The sequence below is a fragment of the Marnyiella aurantia genome, assembly GCF_014041915.1.
GTDB classification, from domain to species: Bacteria; Bacteroidota; Bacteroidia; order Flavobacteriales; family Weeksellaceae; genus Marnyiella; species Marnyiella aurantia.
In genome coordinates this window covers 2,528,051-2,544,120 of record NZ_CP059472.1, presented here as the reverse complement: position 1 = coordinate 2,544,120, position 16,070 = coordinate 2,528,051, and the positions used below count along the sequence as shown (strand labels likewise).

The 16,070-nt window shown below is 44.1% G+C and carries 13 protein-coding genes; 4 read left to right on the top strand and 9 right to left on the bottom strand.

The genetic code is table 11. The annotated features are described in order from the left end of the window. Nucleotides 1-35: 35 nt before the first annotated feature. From H1R16_RS11815 to H1R16_RS11780, 8 genes are all read right to left on the bottom strand, one after another. A complete protein-coding gene (locus H1R16_RS11815) occupies nucleotides 36-1,418 on the bottom strand; it encodes a dipeptidase (protein ID WP_181886344.1) in 1,383 nt (460 codons plus the stop codon). Nucleotides 1,419-1,622: 204 nt separating this feature from the next. Further along, nucleotides 1,623-1,871 carry a hypothetical protein gene (locus tag H1R16_RS11810; protein ID WP_181886345.1) on the bottom strand — a complete coding sequence of 83 codons (249 nt, stop codon included), beginning with the start codon at nucleotides 1,869-1,871 and terminating at the stop codon, nucleotides 1,623-1,625. Nucleotides 1,872-1,936: 65 nt separating this feature from the next. After that, nucleotides 1,937-3,073, bottom strand: coding sequence for a class I SAM-dependent methyltransferase (locus H1R16_RS11805; RefSeq protein ID WP_181886346.1), 1,137 nt, complete (start codon nucleotides 3,071-3,073; stop codon nucleotides 1,937-1,939). A 75-nt stretch (nucleotides 3,074-3,148) separates the two neighbouring features. Further along, on the bottom strand, nucleotides 3,149-4,312 hold the full coding sequence (locus H1R16_RS11800; protein ID WP_181886347.1) for a methylmalonyl-CoA mutase family protein: 1,164 nt from the start codon (nucleotides 4,310-4,312) through the stop codon (nucleotides 3,149-3,151). 30 nt (nucleotides 4,313-4,342) lie between these two features. Next, a complete protein-coding gene (locus tag H1R16_RS11795; RefSeq protein ID WP_181886348.1) occupies nucleotides 4,343-4,708 on the bottom strand; it encodes an FtsB family cell division protein in 366 nt (121 codons plus the stop codon). Between the two features lies 1 nt (nucleotide 4,709). Next, a complete protein-coding gene (udk, locus tag H1R16_RS11790) occupies nucleotides 4,710-5,327 on the bottom strand; it encodes a uridine kinase (protein WP_181886349.1) in 618 nt (205 codons plus the stop codon). 130 nt (nucleotides 5,328-5,457) lie between these two features. Beyond that, a complete protein-coding gene (ligD, locus tag H1R16_RS11785; protein ID WP_181886350.1) occupies nucleotides 5,458-8,145 on the bottom strand; it encodes a DNA ligase D in 2,688 nt (895 codons plus the stop codon). Nucleotides 8,146-8,216: 71 nt separating this feature from the next. Then, entirely contained in the window at nucleotides 8,217-8,408 is a 192-nt protein-coding gene (locus tag H1R16_RS11780) for a DUF3606 domain-containing protein (protein ID WP_181886351.1), read from the bottom strand. 11 nt (nucleotides 8,409-8,419) lie between these two features. Here H1R16_RS11780 and H1R16_RS11775 point away from each other — a divergent pair, with 11 nt between their 5' ends. Beyond that, the gene (locus tag H1R16_RS11775; protein ID WP_181886352.1) at nucleotides 8,420-8,743 is read left to right on the top strand and encodes a hypothetical protein; all 324 of its coding nucleotides are present in this window, start codon (nucleotides 8,420-8,422) and stop codon (nucleotides 8,741-8,743) included. 918 nt (nucleotides 8,744-9,661) lie between these two features. On the opposite strand, the gene H1R16_RS11770 is transcribed toward H1R16_RS11775, so the two are convergent. After that, the gene (locus H1R16_RS11770) at nucleotides 9,662-10,426 is read right to left on the bottom strand and encodes a helix-turn-helix domain-containing protein (protein ID WP_228451044.1); all 765 of its coding nucleotides are present in this window, start codon (nucleotides 10,424-10,426) and stop codon (nucleotides 9,662-9,664) included. 214 nt (nucleotides 10,427-10,640) lie between these two features. Here H1R16_RS11770 and H1R16_RS11765 point away from each other — a divergent pair, with 214 nt between their 5' ends. The 3 genes from H1R16_RS11765 to H1R16_RS11755 all read left to right on the top strand — a co-directional run bounded on the left by H1R16_RS11765 (nucleotide 10,641) and on the right by H1R16_RS11755 (nucleotide 15,956). Next, the gene (locus H1R16_RS11765; RefSeq protein ID WP_181886354.1) at nucleotides 10,641-11,963 is read left to right on the top strand and encodes a T9SS type A sorting domain-containing protein; all 1,323 of its coding nucleotides are present in this window, start codon (nucleotides 10,641-10,643) and stop codon (nucleotides 11,961-11,963) included. Between the two features lie 90 nt (nucleotides 11,964-12,053). Further along, a complete protein-coding gene (locus H1R16_RS11760; protein ID WP_181886355.1) occupies nucleotides 12,054-13,967 on the top strand; it encodes a T9SS type A sorting domain-containing protein in 1,914 nt (637 codons plus the stop codon). 90 nt (nucleotides 13,968-14,057) lie between these two features. Further along, the gene (locus H1R16_RS11755) at nucleotides 14,058-15,956 is read left to right on the top strand and encodes a T9SS type A sorting domain-containing protein (protein WP_181886356.1); all 1,899 of its coding nucleotides are present in this window, start codon (nucleotides 14,058-14,060) and stop codon (nucleotides 15,954-15,956) included. Nucleotides 15,957-16,070: the final 114 nt, after the last annotated feature.

The window sequence follows — 16,070 nt, the reverse complement described above, 5'->3', positions numbered from 1 at the left end:
GCTATTTGCGAGGCTTTACATTTATTTGAATGTCCTTATCTTCCAGCATAGTTCTTAAAGAACAACGGTATACTTTCTATGCCTTTGTAAAAATTATAAAGTCCATAATGTTCGTTTGGCGAATGAATGGCGTCGGAGGCCAGACCAAAGCCCATCAGTACAGATTTAGCCCCAAGGACTTCTTCAAACATGGCCGTAATCGGGATACTTCCGCCGCTGCGGAAGGGCAGCACCTCTGTTCCGAACGCAGTCTCCATTGCTTTTTTTGCTGCATTAAATTCCTTTGTATCACTTGGTAAAACGTAAGGCATACCTCCGTGATGTGGGTTCACTTTCACCTTTACATTGGCGGGAGCAATCTTTTCAAAATACTTTGTAAACTTTCCGGTGATCTCCTCCGGAGTCTGGTAAGGAACCAAACGCATGGAAATTTTGGCAAAAGCTTTAGACGGAATTACGGTCTTGGCACCTTCGCCGGTATAACCGCCCCAGATTCCGTTGCAGTCCAAAGTAGGACGGATGGAAGTACGTTCGAGTGTAGTGAAACCTTTTTCTCCCTCTACTCCGCTAAGTCCGATTGAGGATTTAAAAGCTTCCTGATCGTCCTTCAGTTTGTTCATCTGGGCACGTTCTTCAGCCGGTACTTCCTCCACATTATCATAAAACCCGTCTATTGTAATATGTCCGTTTTCATCTATGAGGCCGGCAATCATGCGGCTAAGGACATGGATCGGGTTCGGAACCGCGCCACCGTACAGTCCGGAGTGTAGGTCTCTGTTCGGTCCTTCCACTTCTACTTCCACATAGCTCAGGCCGCGCAGGCCGGTAGTCACCGTAGGCTGCTCCGTGGAGTACAAACTGGTATCAGAAATCAGGATACAGTCGCAGGAAAGTTTCTCTTTGTATTCATTCACAAAATCGCCAAGACTTTTAGAACCCACTTCTTCTTCACCTTCAATGATGAATTTTACGTTGCATGGTAAACTGTCGGTTTTCATCATTGCCTCAAAAGCCTTGATGTGCATGAAGAACTGGCCTTTATCATCCGCAGCACCACGCGCGAAAACAGCGCCGTCGGGATGTAAGTCTGTTTTTTCTACATACGGTTCAAAAGGCGGCTTGGTCCAAAGTTCCAGCGGATCTGGTGGCTGCACGTCGTAATGACCGTACACCAAAACGGTCGGAAGGTCCTTGCCTACCATTTTTTCGCCATAAACAACAGGATAGCCTTTGGTTTTGCATACTTCAACCTCATCGGCACCGGCGTTTCTAAGGTGATCGGCACAAACTTCAGCACATTTCAGGACTTCATCCTTATAAGCAGGATCTGCCGATATGGACGCGATTTTAAGCAGTTCGAAAAGCTCGTCCAGGTAGCGTTTTTTATTTTCGCTGATGTAGTTCAGTGTTTCTTGCATGTTATCTTGTTGAGTTGTTAAGTCGTTAAAGCGTTAGGTTGTGAAATTGTTATACTGTTAAGGTGATTGATGATTGGTGATTGGTGATTGGTGATTGGTGATTTGGTTTGGTTTGATTTGATTTGATTTGATTACTGTAAAAATAAAAAAAATGCCCCGCGTAGGCAAGGCATTGTGCTTTTCAGTCAAAAATGCAGCAGCAAATTAACGAGTTTGGCTTGTCTGCACACGGACAGAATCGCTCATGATTCCGGTTTCCGGCGCGGTGGCTAATGTATCCGGAGCAGAAGGTGTTGCCACCGCTGCTTCAGGAAGTGCCGCTCTGTTTTCATGAGAATCGTACCGTTCTACATCATTTTCCAACCTAAGAACGCCCTGATTTCCGCCTGCCTGTACCTTTTTACAGCTCACGGCCAAACCTGCAACAAACAGTACCAATATCAATTTTTTCATAGTTATATTTCTTCCTGGATTATTGGCATCAAAAATAAGAAAATTTGCCTCCTGTAACAAAACTTTTAGGAGGATTTCAGGATTATTTTACCCTTTACGGATTGGGTAAAGATCAGATACTGGCTGCCGCCGTCGGAAATCTTATATTTTTTTCTGATTTGGTCGGGAGTCAAAGGATAATTTTTTGAAACGATATTGAATTTTCCACCTTTCTTTATTGATTTAGCCTCCACAGTGTCCACCTGCATTACCCTGCCCGGGAAATCATCCACCTTAACAGCCGAGGTGTAAACATGTGTATTCGGATGAAGTTTTTTTAGGTTAAATCGGAATGCAATAAGGTTGAAGGCGCCCGATTTCAGGACGGCGGTATTAGGCAGATACAGAAACTGTTCGGGTTCGGAATATTCAACACTACAGGCCGCCTCGCTGGCTGCTTTAAATCCAAACGAAGGTTCCTCGCTTTCCAGATTGATAGCTTCAATAAGCGGAACTGCAGCGGCATCCGTCCGAAGATGAAGTACCAGTTCTTTAACCTCATTGCGTACAGCTATAATCTGTATTTTGCTGATGTTCCGAACGGCGCCCAACAAATAACTGATATCAATAAGCGGCGAAAGTTTAATAATAATATGGTCTGAAATACGGAACAGATCTTCCTGAATTTCCAGCAGGTTAGGTGAAAGATCTTCGAGCAGGAACTTTTTATTTTTATGCTGGTCCCGGCGCGCCGGATCCAGATACACTACATCAAATCTCTCACTGTTCCTCTTTAGAAATGATTCCAGGGAATCATTAACAAAATTCGCTGGCCGTCCAAGTATTTTCCAGTTATGCTGAACAAGATCAATAAGATCCCGATCCTGTTCTACAAGAGTAATATCCCTGAAATCCTCCGACATAAACCAGGCATCGATGCCGAAACCGCTTGTAAGGTCCAGATACTTTTCACCACTCAGACCGCATGCTTTAAACTGTGCCGTTGACTGAGACGAAGCCTGCTCCAGGTTGAGACCGGGCGGAAACTGTATACCTTCTTTCAGAAGGAAAGGAAACTTTCTTTGCGCCACTTTCAGACCTTTTACCTGCTGAGCAATTTCCTGAATGGAAATGTCGTCGAAAGGTGACTTCCGCAATAGTAATGCAGGCAGGTCCGTATTAATGTTCGCGCGGATATAGTCCTGAATCTCTTTTCTAAGCATAGTAAATGGAGGCGACAGAAATAACCGGACGACTTTTGGAAAAGAATGCTGTTAAAAAAATGTAAATTCGAAATACTACTCAAACATCTGCGCAAGCCTTACCGCGCGGATTTCAGTTGGACTGTAAAGTTCCCCGGCCTCCCTTGTCTTTTCCAGTTTTGGGTACATATTGACACCAATCAGCTTCAGACGGCCTTCTTCCAGCCATTTCTGCTCTTCAAGAGCCTGCGTATAAATCAGTTTTTGCAGTTCACCTTTCATCATCATTTCGGCATAACCACCAGTCTGCTCCATTTCAACGAAAAAAGCCCAGGCTTTCGATGCCAGTTGTCGGGTAATGTCTTCCACAAAGTAGCTGCCGTTGGCACCGTCCTCAAATACATTGATTATGCTTTCGTAGGCAAGAACGATCTGCTGTTTGAACGATACTTCTTTGGAAAGTGAATTCCCGCTCTCTAACATATAGTCATTCGAAAATACAGCATCGGCACCGCCAATCATGGCCGCAGACAATTCCACGGTGGACCGTATCAGGTTGTTTTCAGGATCATTTTTGGATTTATTCCGCAGGGAAGTTTCCACAAAAATATAGGGAATACTTTGCAGGTCAAATTCTTTTGCCAACTGGGCAAACAGCAGTTTAAAGGCACGGATTTTAGCAATTTCAAAGAAATAATCCGCACTTACCGCAAACCTAAAAACCAGTTTATTAAGTACCTCCGCCCCGTACACCTCCACCATATCCTTTGTCTTAGCCAGTGCGATAGCAAGCTGCTGATATATTGCAGCGCCGGCGTTCTGATGCAGTGAAATATCTACACAGAGATTTCTGTTAAAAGCCTTGGCCAGCAGTTCCGTTCCCAACTGCCGGTCCATTTCGCCGGTAGATTCAGAAAAAATATCAATAAGTGAGTAATAACTGTTGGTTTCTTCGGGTGAGATATGCTCAGCAAGATCTTTATTGTTGATGTAAATATTTTTTTCCTCCAGATTCTCCACATTCTTCTCCAGCAAAAATGCAATAACATCTTCTTCCAGACTTTCAGCGTATCGTGATACCAGCTGGGTGGACTCCTCTACTTTCGGCAAAAGAGAAAGCGGCCTTGCCACCGAACCATGATAGGGCTTTACGGTGATGCCCTCCAGATTCTCCTTTTGCAGAACGGAATGTATATCATCTGTCTTAAGCTGTTTCTGAACTAAATTTTCCCAGTCAGTGAGTGTGGTCTTTGCAAACATTCTGATGTTTTTTTTGAATTAAAATCGCCTTTAAGGTTGTGCTTTTTTAAGATGGGTACTGTCTACCACCAAAATAAAGATCTCTTCATTCGGTTTTTTCATGAAATAGTTTTCGCGGGCATACTTTTCCTTTTCATCCTTATTATTCATGAGTTTACGGTAGAACTCGTCGTTTTTGCGGTACTCCGACTGATAATAGTTCAGCTGTTCTTCGTACTTATTGATCTCGGTATTCAGTTCATTAATGACCAAAAATGAGGTACTGTCAAAGAAAACCATCCAGACCAAAAAGCTGAAAACGGTAACGAAATATTTGTCAATTACATACCTGCGGATAAATTTCTCCAGCGGGGATTTGGGCCTGATGGGCTTTATAAGTGGATCATTCTTCTCCATGTCAGTGTACTTTTTTGAGTGAATTATTAATCACTGTTGAAAGAAAGTCAATAGCCACCGTGTTCTGTTTCATATTAGGTACAATAAGGTCGGCTTCGTTCTTTGAAGGTTCAATGAACTCGTGGTGCATTGGCTTGAGTGTGTTCTGGTAACGGTGCAGCACTTCCTGCAGATCACGGCCCCTTTCCTGAGTATCGCGGCGGATGCGGCGGATAAGTCTCTCGTCTGAGTCCGCATGTACAAAGACCTTCAGGTCATACTCTTTCAGAAGTTCAGGATTGGTAAGCACCAAAATCCCTTCTACAATAAGGACATTCTTGGGTTCCACAAGAACGTGATCGCCCGTTCTGGAGTGTGTTACAAAGGAGTAAATGGGCTGTTCAATCTGCTCATTGTTTTTCAGCATCTGAACATGACGCAACATGAGGTCGAAATCAATGGATTTTGGGTGGTCATAGTTCAGTACTTCCCTTTCAGCTAAAGTAAGCGACTGGTTGTCATGGTAATAGTTGTCCTGAGAAAGCACGTTTACCCCTTCAGTATTCAGCTGCTGCATAATTTTGTTGACAACGGTTGTCTTACCCGAGCCTGTTCCGCCTGCAATTCCGATAACCAGCATAGAAAAATAAATTTTTACAAAGATACTATTTTCAGAAAGTGAACAGACGGTACAGGAGAAATTTTCGCGGCTGACACCTATTTAGGAGTGTCCAGGCTCAAGCCAGATGATTTGTAAACAAAAAGAAGGACTATAGCCCTTCCAGTTTCTTAAGTACCTTTTTCAGATTAATTCCTTTGCCTAATACGGGTTTGAAGATATCGCCTTCACTTTCCATTCGCTCCAGCGCATTGAATATGGTAAAGTCCTTCATCTTCAAACCTTTCTTTACTTCGTCCCAGTGCAATGGCATAGAAACGGTGGCTCCGGGTTTTGGCCGCAGCGAATAGGGTGCTGCAATGGTAGCGTGTGGGCGGTTCTGCAGAAAATCGAGATAAATCTTTCCTTCCCGCTTTTTAATTATGCGTTCGATACTCGTAAGTTCAGGAAGTTCCGCCTGAACCAGTTTTACAAGAATACGTGCAAATTCCTTAGACTGTTCATACGTGTACTTGTTATTAAGCGGAATGTAAATATGAAGTCCTGTGGAACCGCTGGTTTTGCAGTATGAAGGAACATCCAGGTCATCCAGCAGTTGCCGCGTTACCTGAGCTGTTTCAATTACATCATTGAAAGAGTTTATATCCGGGTCCAGATCAAGTATGCAGAAGGTAGGATTATAAGGTTTCTTCACTGTGGAATTCCAGGGATTCATTTCTATGCAGCCAAGATTAGCCATATAAAGCAGTGCTGCTTCATCCGTCCCTACAAGATACTTTCGGGCACGTTTATCGGAATCGCTGGTATAATCGAATGTTTTGACCCAGGAAGGGGCACTGCCGGAAACATCCTTATAATAAAATCCTTCCCCTTCTATCCCGTCCGGGTAGCGGTTCATACTTTGCGGTCTGTCTTTCAGATACGGCAAAATGAACGGTGCGGCGCGATAATAATAATTGATGAGGTCCCGCTTTTCCAGTTTTTCGTCCGGCCAGAAAATTTTATCCAGGTTAGTGAATTTCAGTTCGTGACCATTAACTTTTTTTACCTGACTTTTTTCTGTAGGATTCAGGAGTGTCTTCCGGCCCGGATCTTTTCTTGCAGTAACCAGAGGTTCAGCTTCTGGCACCACTTCCTGCAGCGGTTTTTCCTGTTCCAGAACTACCTGCGCCGGCTTTTTATCGGACCGCATTCCCTTAAACGAAGGGTGACGCATAATTCCGTCCGATGTCAGTTCGGTATAGTTAACCTCACAGATTAGTTTAGGTTTCAGCCAGGTTACCGTAGCGTTAGGCGGGTTATGGCGGAAGCGCGAAGGTTTGTTTACATCAGGTTCTTCCGTAAAGGGATGCTTATCTGTAATCAGCGGTTTGAAGAGTTCCATCATGTCCTTCTGCATCTTTGTATTGAATCCTGTGCCCACCTTCCCACTGTATATGAGTTTTTTATTGTCGTAAACACCTACCAACAAACTGCTGAACGCCTTTTTTGTATCATCATTTATTGTAAAGCCCCCTATTACAACCTCCTGCCTTTTATTGGCTTTAATTTTCAGCCAGTCTTTCGTTCGGTTTTTTGTTTGATAAACGCTGTCCTTACGCTTCGCCATAATGCCTTCCAGGTCCATATTCCGGGCTGCTTCCAGAAATTCAATTCCGGAGGTATGAAATTCCTGACTCAGCATAATTATGTCTGATTTTGGCAAAATTTGTGAAAGAATTGCGCGCCTGTCGGTCAGCGGAAGTTCTTTGAGATCCCTGCCCTGGTACCAAAGCAGGTCGAAGACATAGTAAACCAGTTCGCCGTCGGATTCGCTGCGCCAGTTCTGCAGTTTACCGAAGGCTGCTTTACCGTCTTTATCCAGAACCACGATTTCACCGTCCAGCACAGCATCCAGTTTAAGTTTGGAGAGTTCCTGCTGAACAGGATAAAATTTTTCGCTGAAACTCTTATTGTTACGGGATTTCAGGGTTACATCACCCTCATTCATAAAGGCCACAGCACGGTAACCATCCCATTTAATTTCGTACAGCCATTCGTCACTGTCGAAGGGTTTATCTACCAAAGTGGCAAGCATTGGCGCGACTTCCGTATAAAAAGCCTGCTTCGGTGCTTTTGACATTAGTTTTTCCACAGATTCTTCCCGCTTCTTTACCGCTGGTTTATTCTTTTCGGTCCCGGCAGTTTTCGTTTTTGAAGTTTTGGAGGTTGTCTTAGCTTCAGTTTTTGTTTTTTTTGCTTTCTTCTGACCGTACACCTCCACCGGGGATTCTTCCATTTCGGCTATGGTTTTATCAGAAAGTACGGAACGGTCCTTTAGTGTAATATCTTCAGTGTCGGCATATTTATCCTTTAGTTTCATCAGCAGCCAACCGTTGTCGCCACGGCCATGCGCTTTTACTAAGGCAAATTCGCCCTTCAGTTTAGTGCCGTTAAGTGAGAATTTAATTTTTCCCGCTTTCAGTTGTTCCAACAGTTGCTGCTCCTGTTTCTTACGGCTTTTTTCCGGTTCTGAAGGAAGGTAAGCTCCCTCGTCCCACACGATAACTGTGCCGCCGCCATACTGTCCTTTGGGAATAGCACCTTCAAAATTGCGGTAATCAAAAGGGTGATCTTCCACCATCATGGCAAGACGCTTAACAGACGGATCCATTGAGGGTCCTTTTGGTACTGCCCAACTTTTAAGCACTCCGTCCATTTCCAGCCGGAAGTCGTAATGCAGATGTGAGGCATCGTGTTTCTGAACCACAAACCGTAGTTCCCTTGCGGTTGATTTCCCACCGAAGGGTTCAGGTGTCTTTTCTTTCGAGCGTTTTTTGCGGTATTCTTCCAGTGCCATAATTGTGATTTAAAAGTGAAACATGAACAACCCCACCAAATAATTGACGGGGTATAAGGAGAGTTTTACCATTATTTGCTGTGACGCTTTTTAAGGTAGTCTTCCAGAACTTTTCTGTCGTTAGATCCGGTTGCGCGGATGGCACCGGTTACTGCCTGTGAACTTACGCCCATTTTCTCTTTAAAGTACTGAATCTCGTAGTTCTCTGAACCGTTTACCTTGTTACGGTCCTGCTTCCCTGTTTTAGATTTATTATCGGCCATAATATTTGTATTTGGAAAAATACGAAGTACAAAAAGTTTGCCTGTGTGGTTGGAGGAGCCGAAAGAGCAAAGAGAACAGAGGAAACGAAAAAGGAAAAAGTGAGGCAGTGTCAATTCCCAAGATAGGTTCATACGTTACTTTTTTGCCTCAGCTTTTTTATAATTTTAATGGAATCGGCGATCCTTCTGCGAAGGATTCAAGACTTGGATCTTTGCCAGTATATGTTTATTTTTTTTGTGCTATTGGCGAAACTCCTTCGTCGTTTTTTAGGATTGGTCAAGATGAAGGGCGAGTTTATAAGAGGAATAAGGAATGTAAAACCAAATTTACATAACAGTCTTAACAACATGCTAACCGCAGGAGCTAGTTGGCAAACTCATGGTCGGTACTGAGAGCCGTGTCAAGGTTTAGAACACACGCCTGATATGCAGTGGTTGATGCGCAAGTGCGCACGGCAGAGGTCAGATATTTGGCCCAGTTGGTTATAGCTGGTATACTATAGACGTAAGACCAATGTATACCCGGAGAGGCCCCGACTTATCTGTGAAGTATCCGGCGGGTATGTATACTGCAACTACGGTGGAAGGTCGGGGACGTCTTTAGATAAAGGGGCTGGGAAGAAATTAATGAGTTAAAATATGCAAATTTCTAAATGTTTTGGCATTTTTGTCTTTTGAAGTCTGCATTAGAAATAAAAGTAATAAATTCTTGAAAACCAAGCAAATATTTTCTATAATTATTAAACTTTTCACCTAAACGTATGCGAAAGCAGCGGAAATTACAATAATCTATTTGGTAAGCTTAGAGTGACCGATCAGCAACTCCAGATCAATGTCGGTTCCTGCTGTTGTGGCAAAGAGCACCAAGGTTTGAAAGTCGTGAGGTCGTAAAAACGCAAGTCTGAAATCTGAAATCCCGCATCTTGCGTCTATTATAACCACAGCGGGCACGGAGGTTTTCGCCAAAGTGTACGGAAAAGAGATTCTATCTTAACGTGGAAAAACAAAAGATCCACAATTTAAAATTTAAAATTTGAAATCTTGCTTCTGTTGTAACCACAGGGGACCCGGAGGGCACAGAATTTAAGTGTCTGAATCTGCGCGCATATTTGTGAAATGCGGTCATATACTCGTATACTTTAACCCCAGCGCGCACAAAATCCAAAATCCAGCATCTGCCATCTGAAATCTTGATTCTTGGCTCTTGGCTCTTGCTTCATAGCTCTCTCCCTGACTCTTGCTTCTGCCCCTCTCTAAACCAGCTTATAACTTGTTGCCACCGCCACGGCCTGCGAAATATTGACCACCTCCAGTTTTTCAAAAAGGTTCTTGTGGTGAAATTTTACGGTGTCCGAAGTAACACACATTTTCGCGGCGATTTCACTTACCGAAAGGCCCTGCGAGGCAAACACCAGAATTTCGGTCTCCCTGCTGGTCAGGCACACCTTTTCCCTGCTTTCCCAACCGTCTTCTGCCTCATTGTACACCCAAATCATGTTGCTGCCCTGACGCTGTATCTGCACATTGCCCGCGCTGCTCTTGTTGGACAGCGAAAAGAGGCAGAGCGCTTTCCAGATCTGCCCTTCGTTGGTCAGGAACAGCGGCGTGTATTTATGGTTAACCAGGACTTTCCGGTTGTCGCCCATAATCAGGTGAAAATCGTAGGTTATGGAGTAGTGCCGGCGCTCTTCCAGAGGCGTTTTTTCGTAGAATTTAAAGCCGGCCTCATTTATTTTCAGCAGCAGTTCCAGGTCTTCCTGCGGCACGTGTTTCATATAGAAATCATAGCCCATGGCCACAAATTCCTCCGGCGTGTGCCCGCACAGGAACAGGCGGTTATCCGACACATAATCAAAACCTTTTTTCAGGTAATCAATAACATACATGCTTTGGTAGGTGGTATTCTCTACGGCTTTTATAACCTGCAGAAAATTAAGCGACTGTGCGGCTTCTTCTTCGCTTAGGCGGGTAACTGTGTTTTGGGGAATAAAGAAATCTTCGGTTTTGGGGTGCATCATTTGTGGGCTTTTTAGGGTAAAACTACCCGAAAGGGTAGGACGGTGGTACCCAAAACTACGTAATTTTACGGAGATGGCTCTTGTTGTGTGTCTTCCTGGAACGGCTTTACAAAAAATAGCACAAGAAAAAGGTTCAATTTTAGTTCCGAACAATACTTTACCTGCATTGATTTACAAAAGTTGATTTAAGTGGAAAAAACCTAAAATTTAAATTATGAGAAAAATATTTACATTCTTTATTACTGTTTTACTGTCTGGGAACGCATTTTCGCAATCATGGGTTTCAATGCCTCAACCTTTTGCACCCAATAGATCCCTCGATGTTCTTTCTTTGAATAGTGCAGATAATTTTTGGGCCTACTCCAGTAACACACCTAAACAGTTTGCAATAACTACAGATGGGGGCAGTAACTGGACCATGGGAAATACCAATGATATCACAGCAACCTACGGCCAGTATAATTGGAATGTTAGTGCGCTCACCAGTGTAAACGAAACGACTGCGTGGGTATTAACGTTGCATGGTTCAAATTTATATGATGTCTGGAAAACCTCTGATGGAGGAAATACATGGCTTCATCAACTGAACTTGGCCCCCGGCGGCGCAAGTATCCTTTATTTTTTCAATTCGGATACGGGTATAGCTATAGGAAATCCTGTGGGTTTTAATTACAGGTACAGAATATACCGCACCGTGGATGGTGGAGCTACATGGAGCCTTCTGCCGGATAGTAGCAGTCCTCATACTACTGGTCTTGCAAGGCCATGGATTAGTTTTGTAGACGGAGTGTTTTATTTTATTGAAGAGTATTTCCTTGCAGGAGCAGGCTTCAGGCAAAGAATTATTAAATCAACCGACTTGGGAATAACTTGGTCGGCTCTTCCTGCTTCATTTCCGGGGAGACAATGCTTAATGGCATGGAGTGACACCAATAAAGCTGTCCTTGTTGACCAAACGCAACTTTCCGGATATCCAACGATGCAGATGCATAGAACTACTGATGGTGGTCAAACATGGTCTGCCATTCCATTTTCAGGTCTGCCTTTATCCTGGATAACGGATATTTCTTATGTTCCGGGTACAGATATATTATTGGCTACAGGTCAATATTATGGTAATGATCCCAACGCCCATGGATCATGGATATCTACCGATAATGGAAACACATGGAATGCGATTGACCCCAATGTTCGTCATTCGTTTTTGAGGTGCTATAGTGTGGGAATATGCTATTCGGGAGGATTCAATGTGGCAACAAACACTGCTATGCTTTTCAAAATGAACCTCGCGGGATTAAATACGCTGGAAGTAAATTCTACATTGGTCGGGATTCACCCAAACCCAACATCAGGGGAATTAAATATAGTGTCAAAAAACAATATAAAAAGCACAGCATTGGTTGATTTAACTGGTAAATTAGTTATTAAGGGCATTTCCAAGAAGATGGATATTTCATTTCTACCGAAGGGAGTTTACGTCCTAACTATTCAATTTGAAGACGGTAGTGCGGTAACTGAAAAGGTGATTAAAAAATAAAGTTTCTTCATAACGGCCTTGCACATGGCGGCCAAAGCGGCCGCCGGACTGCGGGGAGGTAGTGAAGAATGCATTAAAAAAATAAACAATATGAAAAACAAACTTTACTTATTACTCTGTACCACCCTGCTCACCTTTTCCTATGCCCAAACCTACCAATGGCAGTGGGCCAAAGCAGGGGGCGGCGATACAGGGTCGTCTGCAATAATATTTGCTGAAACCCGGGACGAGATGATCCGCGATGTGGTGGTGGACAATAATAATAATTCCTATTATCTCACCACGATCTATCCGCAGAATCCCAATATTAATGGCAGTACTATAACCTCTTATCATTCAAAGGATCTTCTCCTATTCTCTCTGGACTGCCAGGGGAATCTGCGCTGGAGTCAGACGATCGGAGGTTATAATGACAGTGAGCATGCATGGAATCTAGAGGTTGACAATAACGGAGGATTATACATGATGGCTCATGTAACGAATCAAGCGCACATTACCGCTCCAACCATATTGCCTGTCCGATGGGACCCCAACCATGCCCGGCCACTTTCCAGTGTGGATTATTCGGACACGACAACGCCTGACCCGGGGTTAAACAAAATTTTCTTGTTAAGGTACAACACTGCCGACGGAACCTTGGATTGGGAAAAACCATTGCAGAATCCACTGGGCGTATCACGATCCACCGATAGGGGTGATAATGGGGTGTGGACCATGGACAACTCCTATAATATCCATGCTATTTTGGGTTTTGAGGCGGGCACCCATTTAGGAGGATTAATTACCGTACCCAGTTCTTTTACCACTACCTACCAATACTATCTTGTAAAATTTAACTATAGCATCGGCACAGGTAATGTTGTGAATATGATTCCGCAGCCTAACCCACTGTTATTGCCCATTACAGGAAATTTAGAGTCCGGCGTTGCCGGAGGCAAAGTTCAATTTCTTTATGATGAAACTTTAAACCGCTACTATCTGGCAGGAAGTACCAGCGTATCATTTCAGGATTATCTACCTCTCGATTACAATGGCACACCCCTTTCAAATGACGGTTACGTGCTGGCAATTGACGGAACCACGGGGGACGTATTTTGGCGCCGCGAGTTTACCACGTTCATTGGGGGGACCGCAAATCAGTCGCCAGATGAGAAAATATATTCCCTGATAAAAGATTCTGATGGATCCCTTTATCTCTCAGGGAGATATACAAATGGGGATCCGGCTCCTACTTTATCCGGTCCCGGTTACAGTTATACACTGCCCACCAATCCGCCAGGCGCCCTAACCAATATTAATTTTGTGATGAAACTGAACCCTTTGGGTGCGGTACAGTGGGTAAAAGCACCCACCTCGTCCAATACCAATTTTTTTGGCACCCGCTCTATGAGAGCCAGAATCGCCTTAAACGGTAATGAGATCGCCTTTGTAAAGGGCACCCGAAGTATTGAGACATGGGATTCATTTACCGTTACCAACCCGGTTAATGACCAGGCCAACTCGCTGCTTGTAAGACTGAACAAGGACACTGGTAACGCCTTAGGCCTGAACCCCATATTAAGCGGTTACGGAACTGATGACGAACTTACCTCCGTAGCGGTAGATAATGACGGGAACTATGTGGTAGGAGGCTATTTTAAAACGGATATTTTCACTGATCCCAATGATAATATCCCCACTATCTCATATGGGTCCAGTACCCGCTCCCAGTTTTACGTAGCCAAGCTGGCCAAATCGGCCTGCAGCGCCATGGCTACTACCGAAACAGAACTGGACAGCCATATTTCCTTCTACCCCAATCCCACACAGGATGAAGTGCAGGTTAGCACCAAAGACACCCCAAAATCCTGGGAGATCTACGGCATGACGGGACAAATCGTAAGTAAAGGAGCCTTCAGCCGTGGCAGCAACCGGATAAACATGAGTCAGTTGGCCACAGGCACTTATATGGTAAAGGTAGAAACCGAAAAAGGTACCCTTACCGGCAAGGTGATTAAAAAATAAAGTTTCTTCATAACGGCCTTGCACATGGCGGCCAAAGCGTCCGCCGGACTGCGGGGAGGTAGTGAAGAATGCATTAAAAAAATAAACAATATGAAAAAGAAACTTTACCTTTTACTCTGTACCACCTTAACCACCTTTGCGACTGCCCAAACCTACCAATGGCAGTGGGCCAAAGCCGGGGGCGGCGATACAGGATCAGGGGGTGGATCCGGGTTTTACGAAACCAGAGACGAGATGATTCGCGATGTGGTAGTGGATCATAATAATAACTCCTACCATCTTACCGCTATATATCCACAGAATCCAAATATTAACGGTACTGCTGTAACCTCTTATCATTCAAAGGATCTTCTCCTATTCTCACTGGACTGTCAGGGGAATTTACGCTGGAGTCAGACGATTGGGGGATATGGCACAAGCGAGTATGCATGGAACTTGGAAGTTGATAATAACGGAGGATTATATATGATGACTAATGTAACGAATCAGGCCCACATCACTGCTCCAACCATATTGCCTATTCGGTGGGACCCCACCCATGCCAGACCGCCCATCACTGTGGATTATTCTGATACGACAACCCTTGACCCGGGATTGAATAAAATTTTCTTACTGAAATATAATACAGCAGACGGTACATTAGCCTGGGAAAAACCATTGCAGAATTCTTTGGGAGTATCATGGCTAACCGACAGAGGTGATAATGGGGTGTGGACCATGGACAACTCCTATAATATCCATGCTATTTTAGGATTTGAGGCGGGAACGCATTTAGGAGGCTTAATTACCGTACCCAGTTCTTTTACCACTAGCTACCAATACTATCTTGTAAAATTTAACTATAGCAGCGGCACAGGTAATGTTGTGAATATGATTCCCCAGCCTAACCCACTGTTATTGCCCATTACAGGGAATTTTGAATCCGGCTTTCTTGGAGGCAAAGTTCAGTTTCTTTATGATGAAAATTTAAACCGCTACTATCTGGCAGGTAGTACCAGTACCACATTTCAGGATTATCTTCCTTTAAGTTATAACAGTATCCCACTTTCTAATGACGGTTATGTGCTGGCAATTGACGGAACCACCGGGGACGTAGCCTGGCGAAAGGAATTTTCGACCTATAGTTCAGGTTCCGCTAATCCTTTTCCTGATGAAAAAATATATTCTCTCATAAAAGACTCTTCTTCAAATATCTACATTTCAGGCAGGTACACTCAGGGTGGGACACCAGCCGCGACCTTTGGAAATTACACCCTGCCTGCTACACAGGGTACTGATATTAATTTTGTTATGAAAATAGATCCATTAGGAAATGTACTATGGACAAAGGTGCCAGGCAGTTCTGCGACTGAGTATTCAGGAACACGTTCCATGAGAGCCCGCATTGCCTTAAATGGTAACGAAATCGCCTTTGTAAAAGGTACTCGGAGCAATGAGATCTGGGACAGTTTTTCTATAACGAGTCCGCAAAATGACCAACCCAACTCGCTGCTTGTAAGACTGAACAAAGATACAGGTAATGCCGTAGGCCTGCATCCTATATTGAGCGGGTACGGTACTGCAGATGAACTGACCTCCGTGGCGGTGGATAATGACGGGAACTATGTAGTAGGAGGCTATTTCCATTCCGAGATTTTCACTGATCCCAATGACAATATCCCCACCATTTCCTATAACGCAAACGGCAAGTCCCAGTTTTACGTTGCCAAGCTTGCAAAATCTGCATGCAGCGCCATGTCGACAAACGAAACCGAACTGGACAACCATATTTCCTTCTACCCCAATCCAACGCAGGATGAAGTGCAGGTAAGCACCAAAGACACCCCAAAATCCTGGGAGATCTACGGCATGACGGGACAGATTGTAAGTAAAGGAGCTTTCAGCCGTGGCAGCAACAGGATAAATATGAGTCAGTTGGCCACAGGCACCTATATGGTAAAGGTTGAAACCGAAAAAGGTGCCCTTACCGGCAAGGTGATTAAAAAATAAAGTTTCTTCATAACGGCCTTGCACATGGCGGCCAACGCGGCCGGCGGGGCAATTCAAATAATAAATTCAAAATTTAACCTCACGCCCTTAGTACCCTACCCTCTAAAGAGTCTT

Excerpts from the sequence above, each read along its gene's own strand:
- H1R16_RS11815 (WP_181886344.1), bottom strand. The coding sequence starts at position 1,418 with ATGCAAGAAACACTGAACTACATCAGCGAAAATAAAAAACGCTACCTG.
- H1R16_RS11810 (WP_181886345.1), bottom strand. The coding sequence starts at position 1,871 with ATGAAAAAATTGATATTGGTACTGTTTGTTGCAGGTTTGGCCGTGAGC.
- H1R16_RS11805 (WP_181886346.1), bottom strand. The coding sequence starts at position 3,073 with ATGCTTAGAAAAGAGATTCAGGACTATATCCGCGCGAACATTAATACG.
- H1R16_RS11800 (WP_181886347.1), bottom strand. The coding sequence starts at position 4,312 with ATGTTTGCAAAGACCACACTCACTGACTGGGAAAATTTAGTTCAGAAA.
- H1R16_RS11795 (WP_181886348.1), bottom strand. The coding sequence starts at position 4,708 with ATGGAGAAGAATGATCCACTTATAAAGCCCATCAGGCCCAAATCCCCG.
- udk (WP_181886349.1), bottom strand. The coding sequence starts at position 5,327 with ATGCTGGTTATCGGAATTGCAGGCGGAACAGGCTCGGGTAAGACAACC.
- ligD (WP_181886350.1), bottom strand. The coding sequence starts at position 8,145 with ATGGCACTGGAAGAATACCGCAAAAAACGCTCGAAAGAAAAGACACCT.
- H1R16_RS11780 (WP_181886351.1), bottom strand. The coding sequence starts at position 8,408 with ATGGCCGATAATAAATCTAAAACAGGGAAGCAGGACCGTAACAAGGTA.
- H1R16_RS11770 (WP_228451044.1), bottom strand. The coding sequence starts at position 10,426 with ATGATGCACCCCAAAACCGAAGATTTCTTTATTCCCCAAAACACAGTT.
- H1R16_RS11765 (WP_181886354.1), top strand. The coding sequence starts at position 10,641 with ATGAGAAAAATATTTACATTCTTTATTACTGTTTTACTGTCTGGGAAC.
- H1R16_RS11760 (WP_181886355.1), top strand. The coding sequence starts at position 12,054 with ATGAAAAACAAACTTTACTTATTACTCTGTACCACCCTGCTCACCTTT.
- H1R16_RS11755 (WP_181886356.1), top strand. The coding sequence starts at position 14,058 with ATGAAAAAGAAACTTTACCTTTTACTCTGTACCACCTTAACCACCTTT.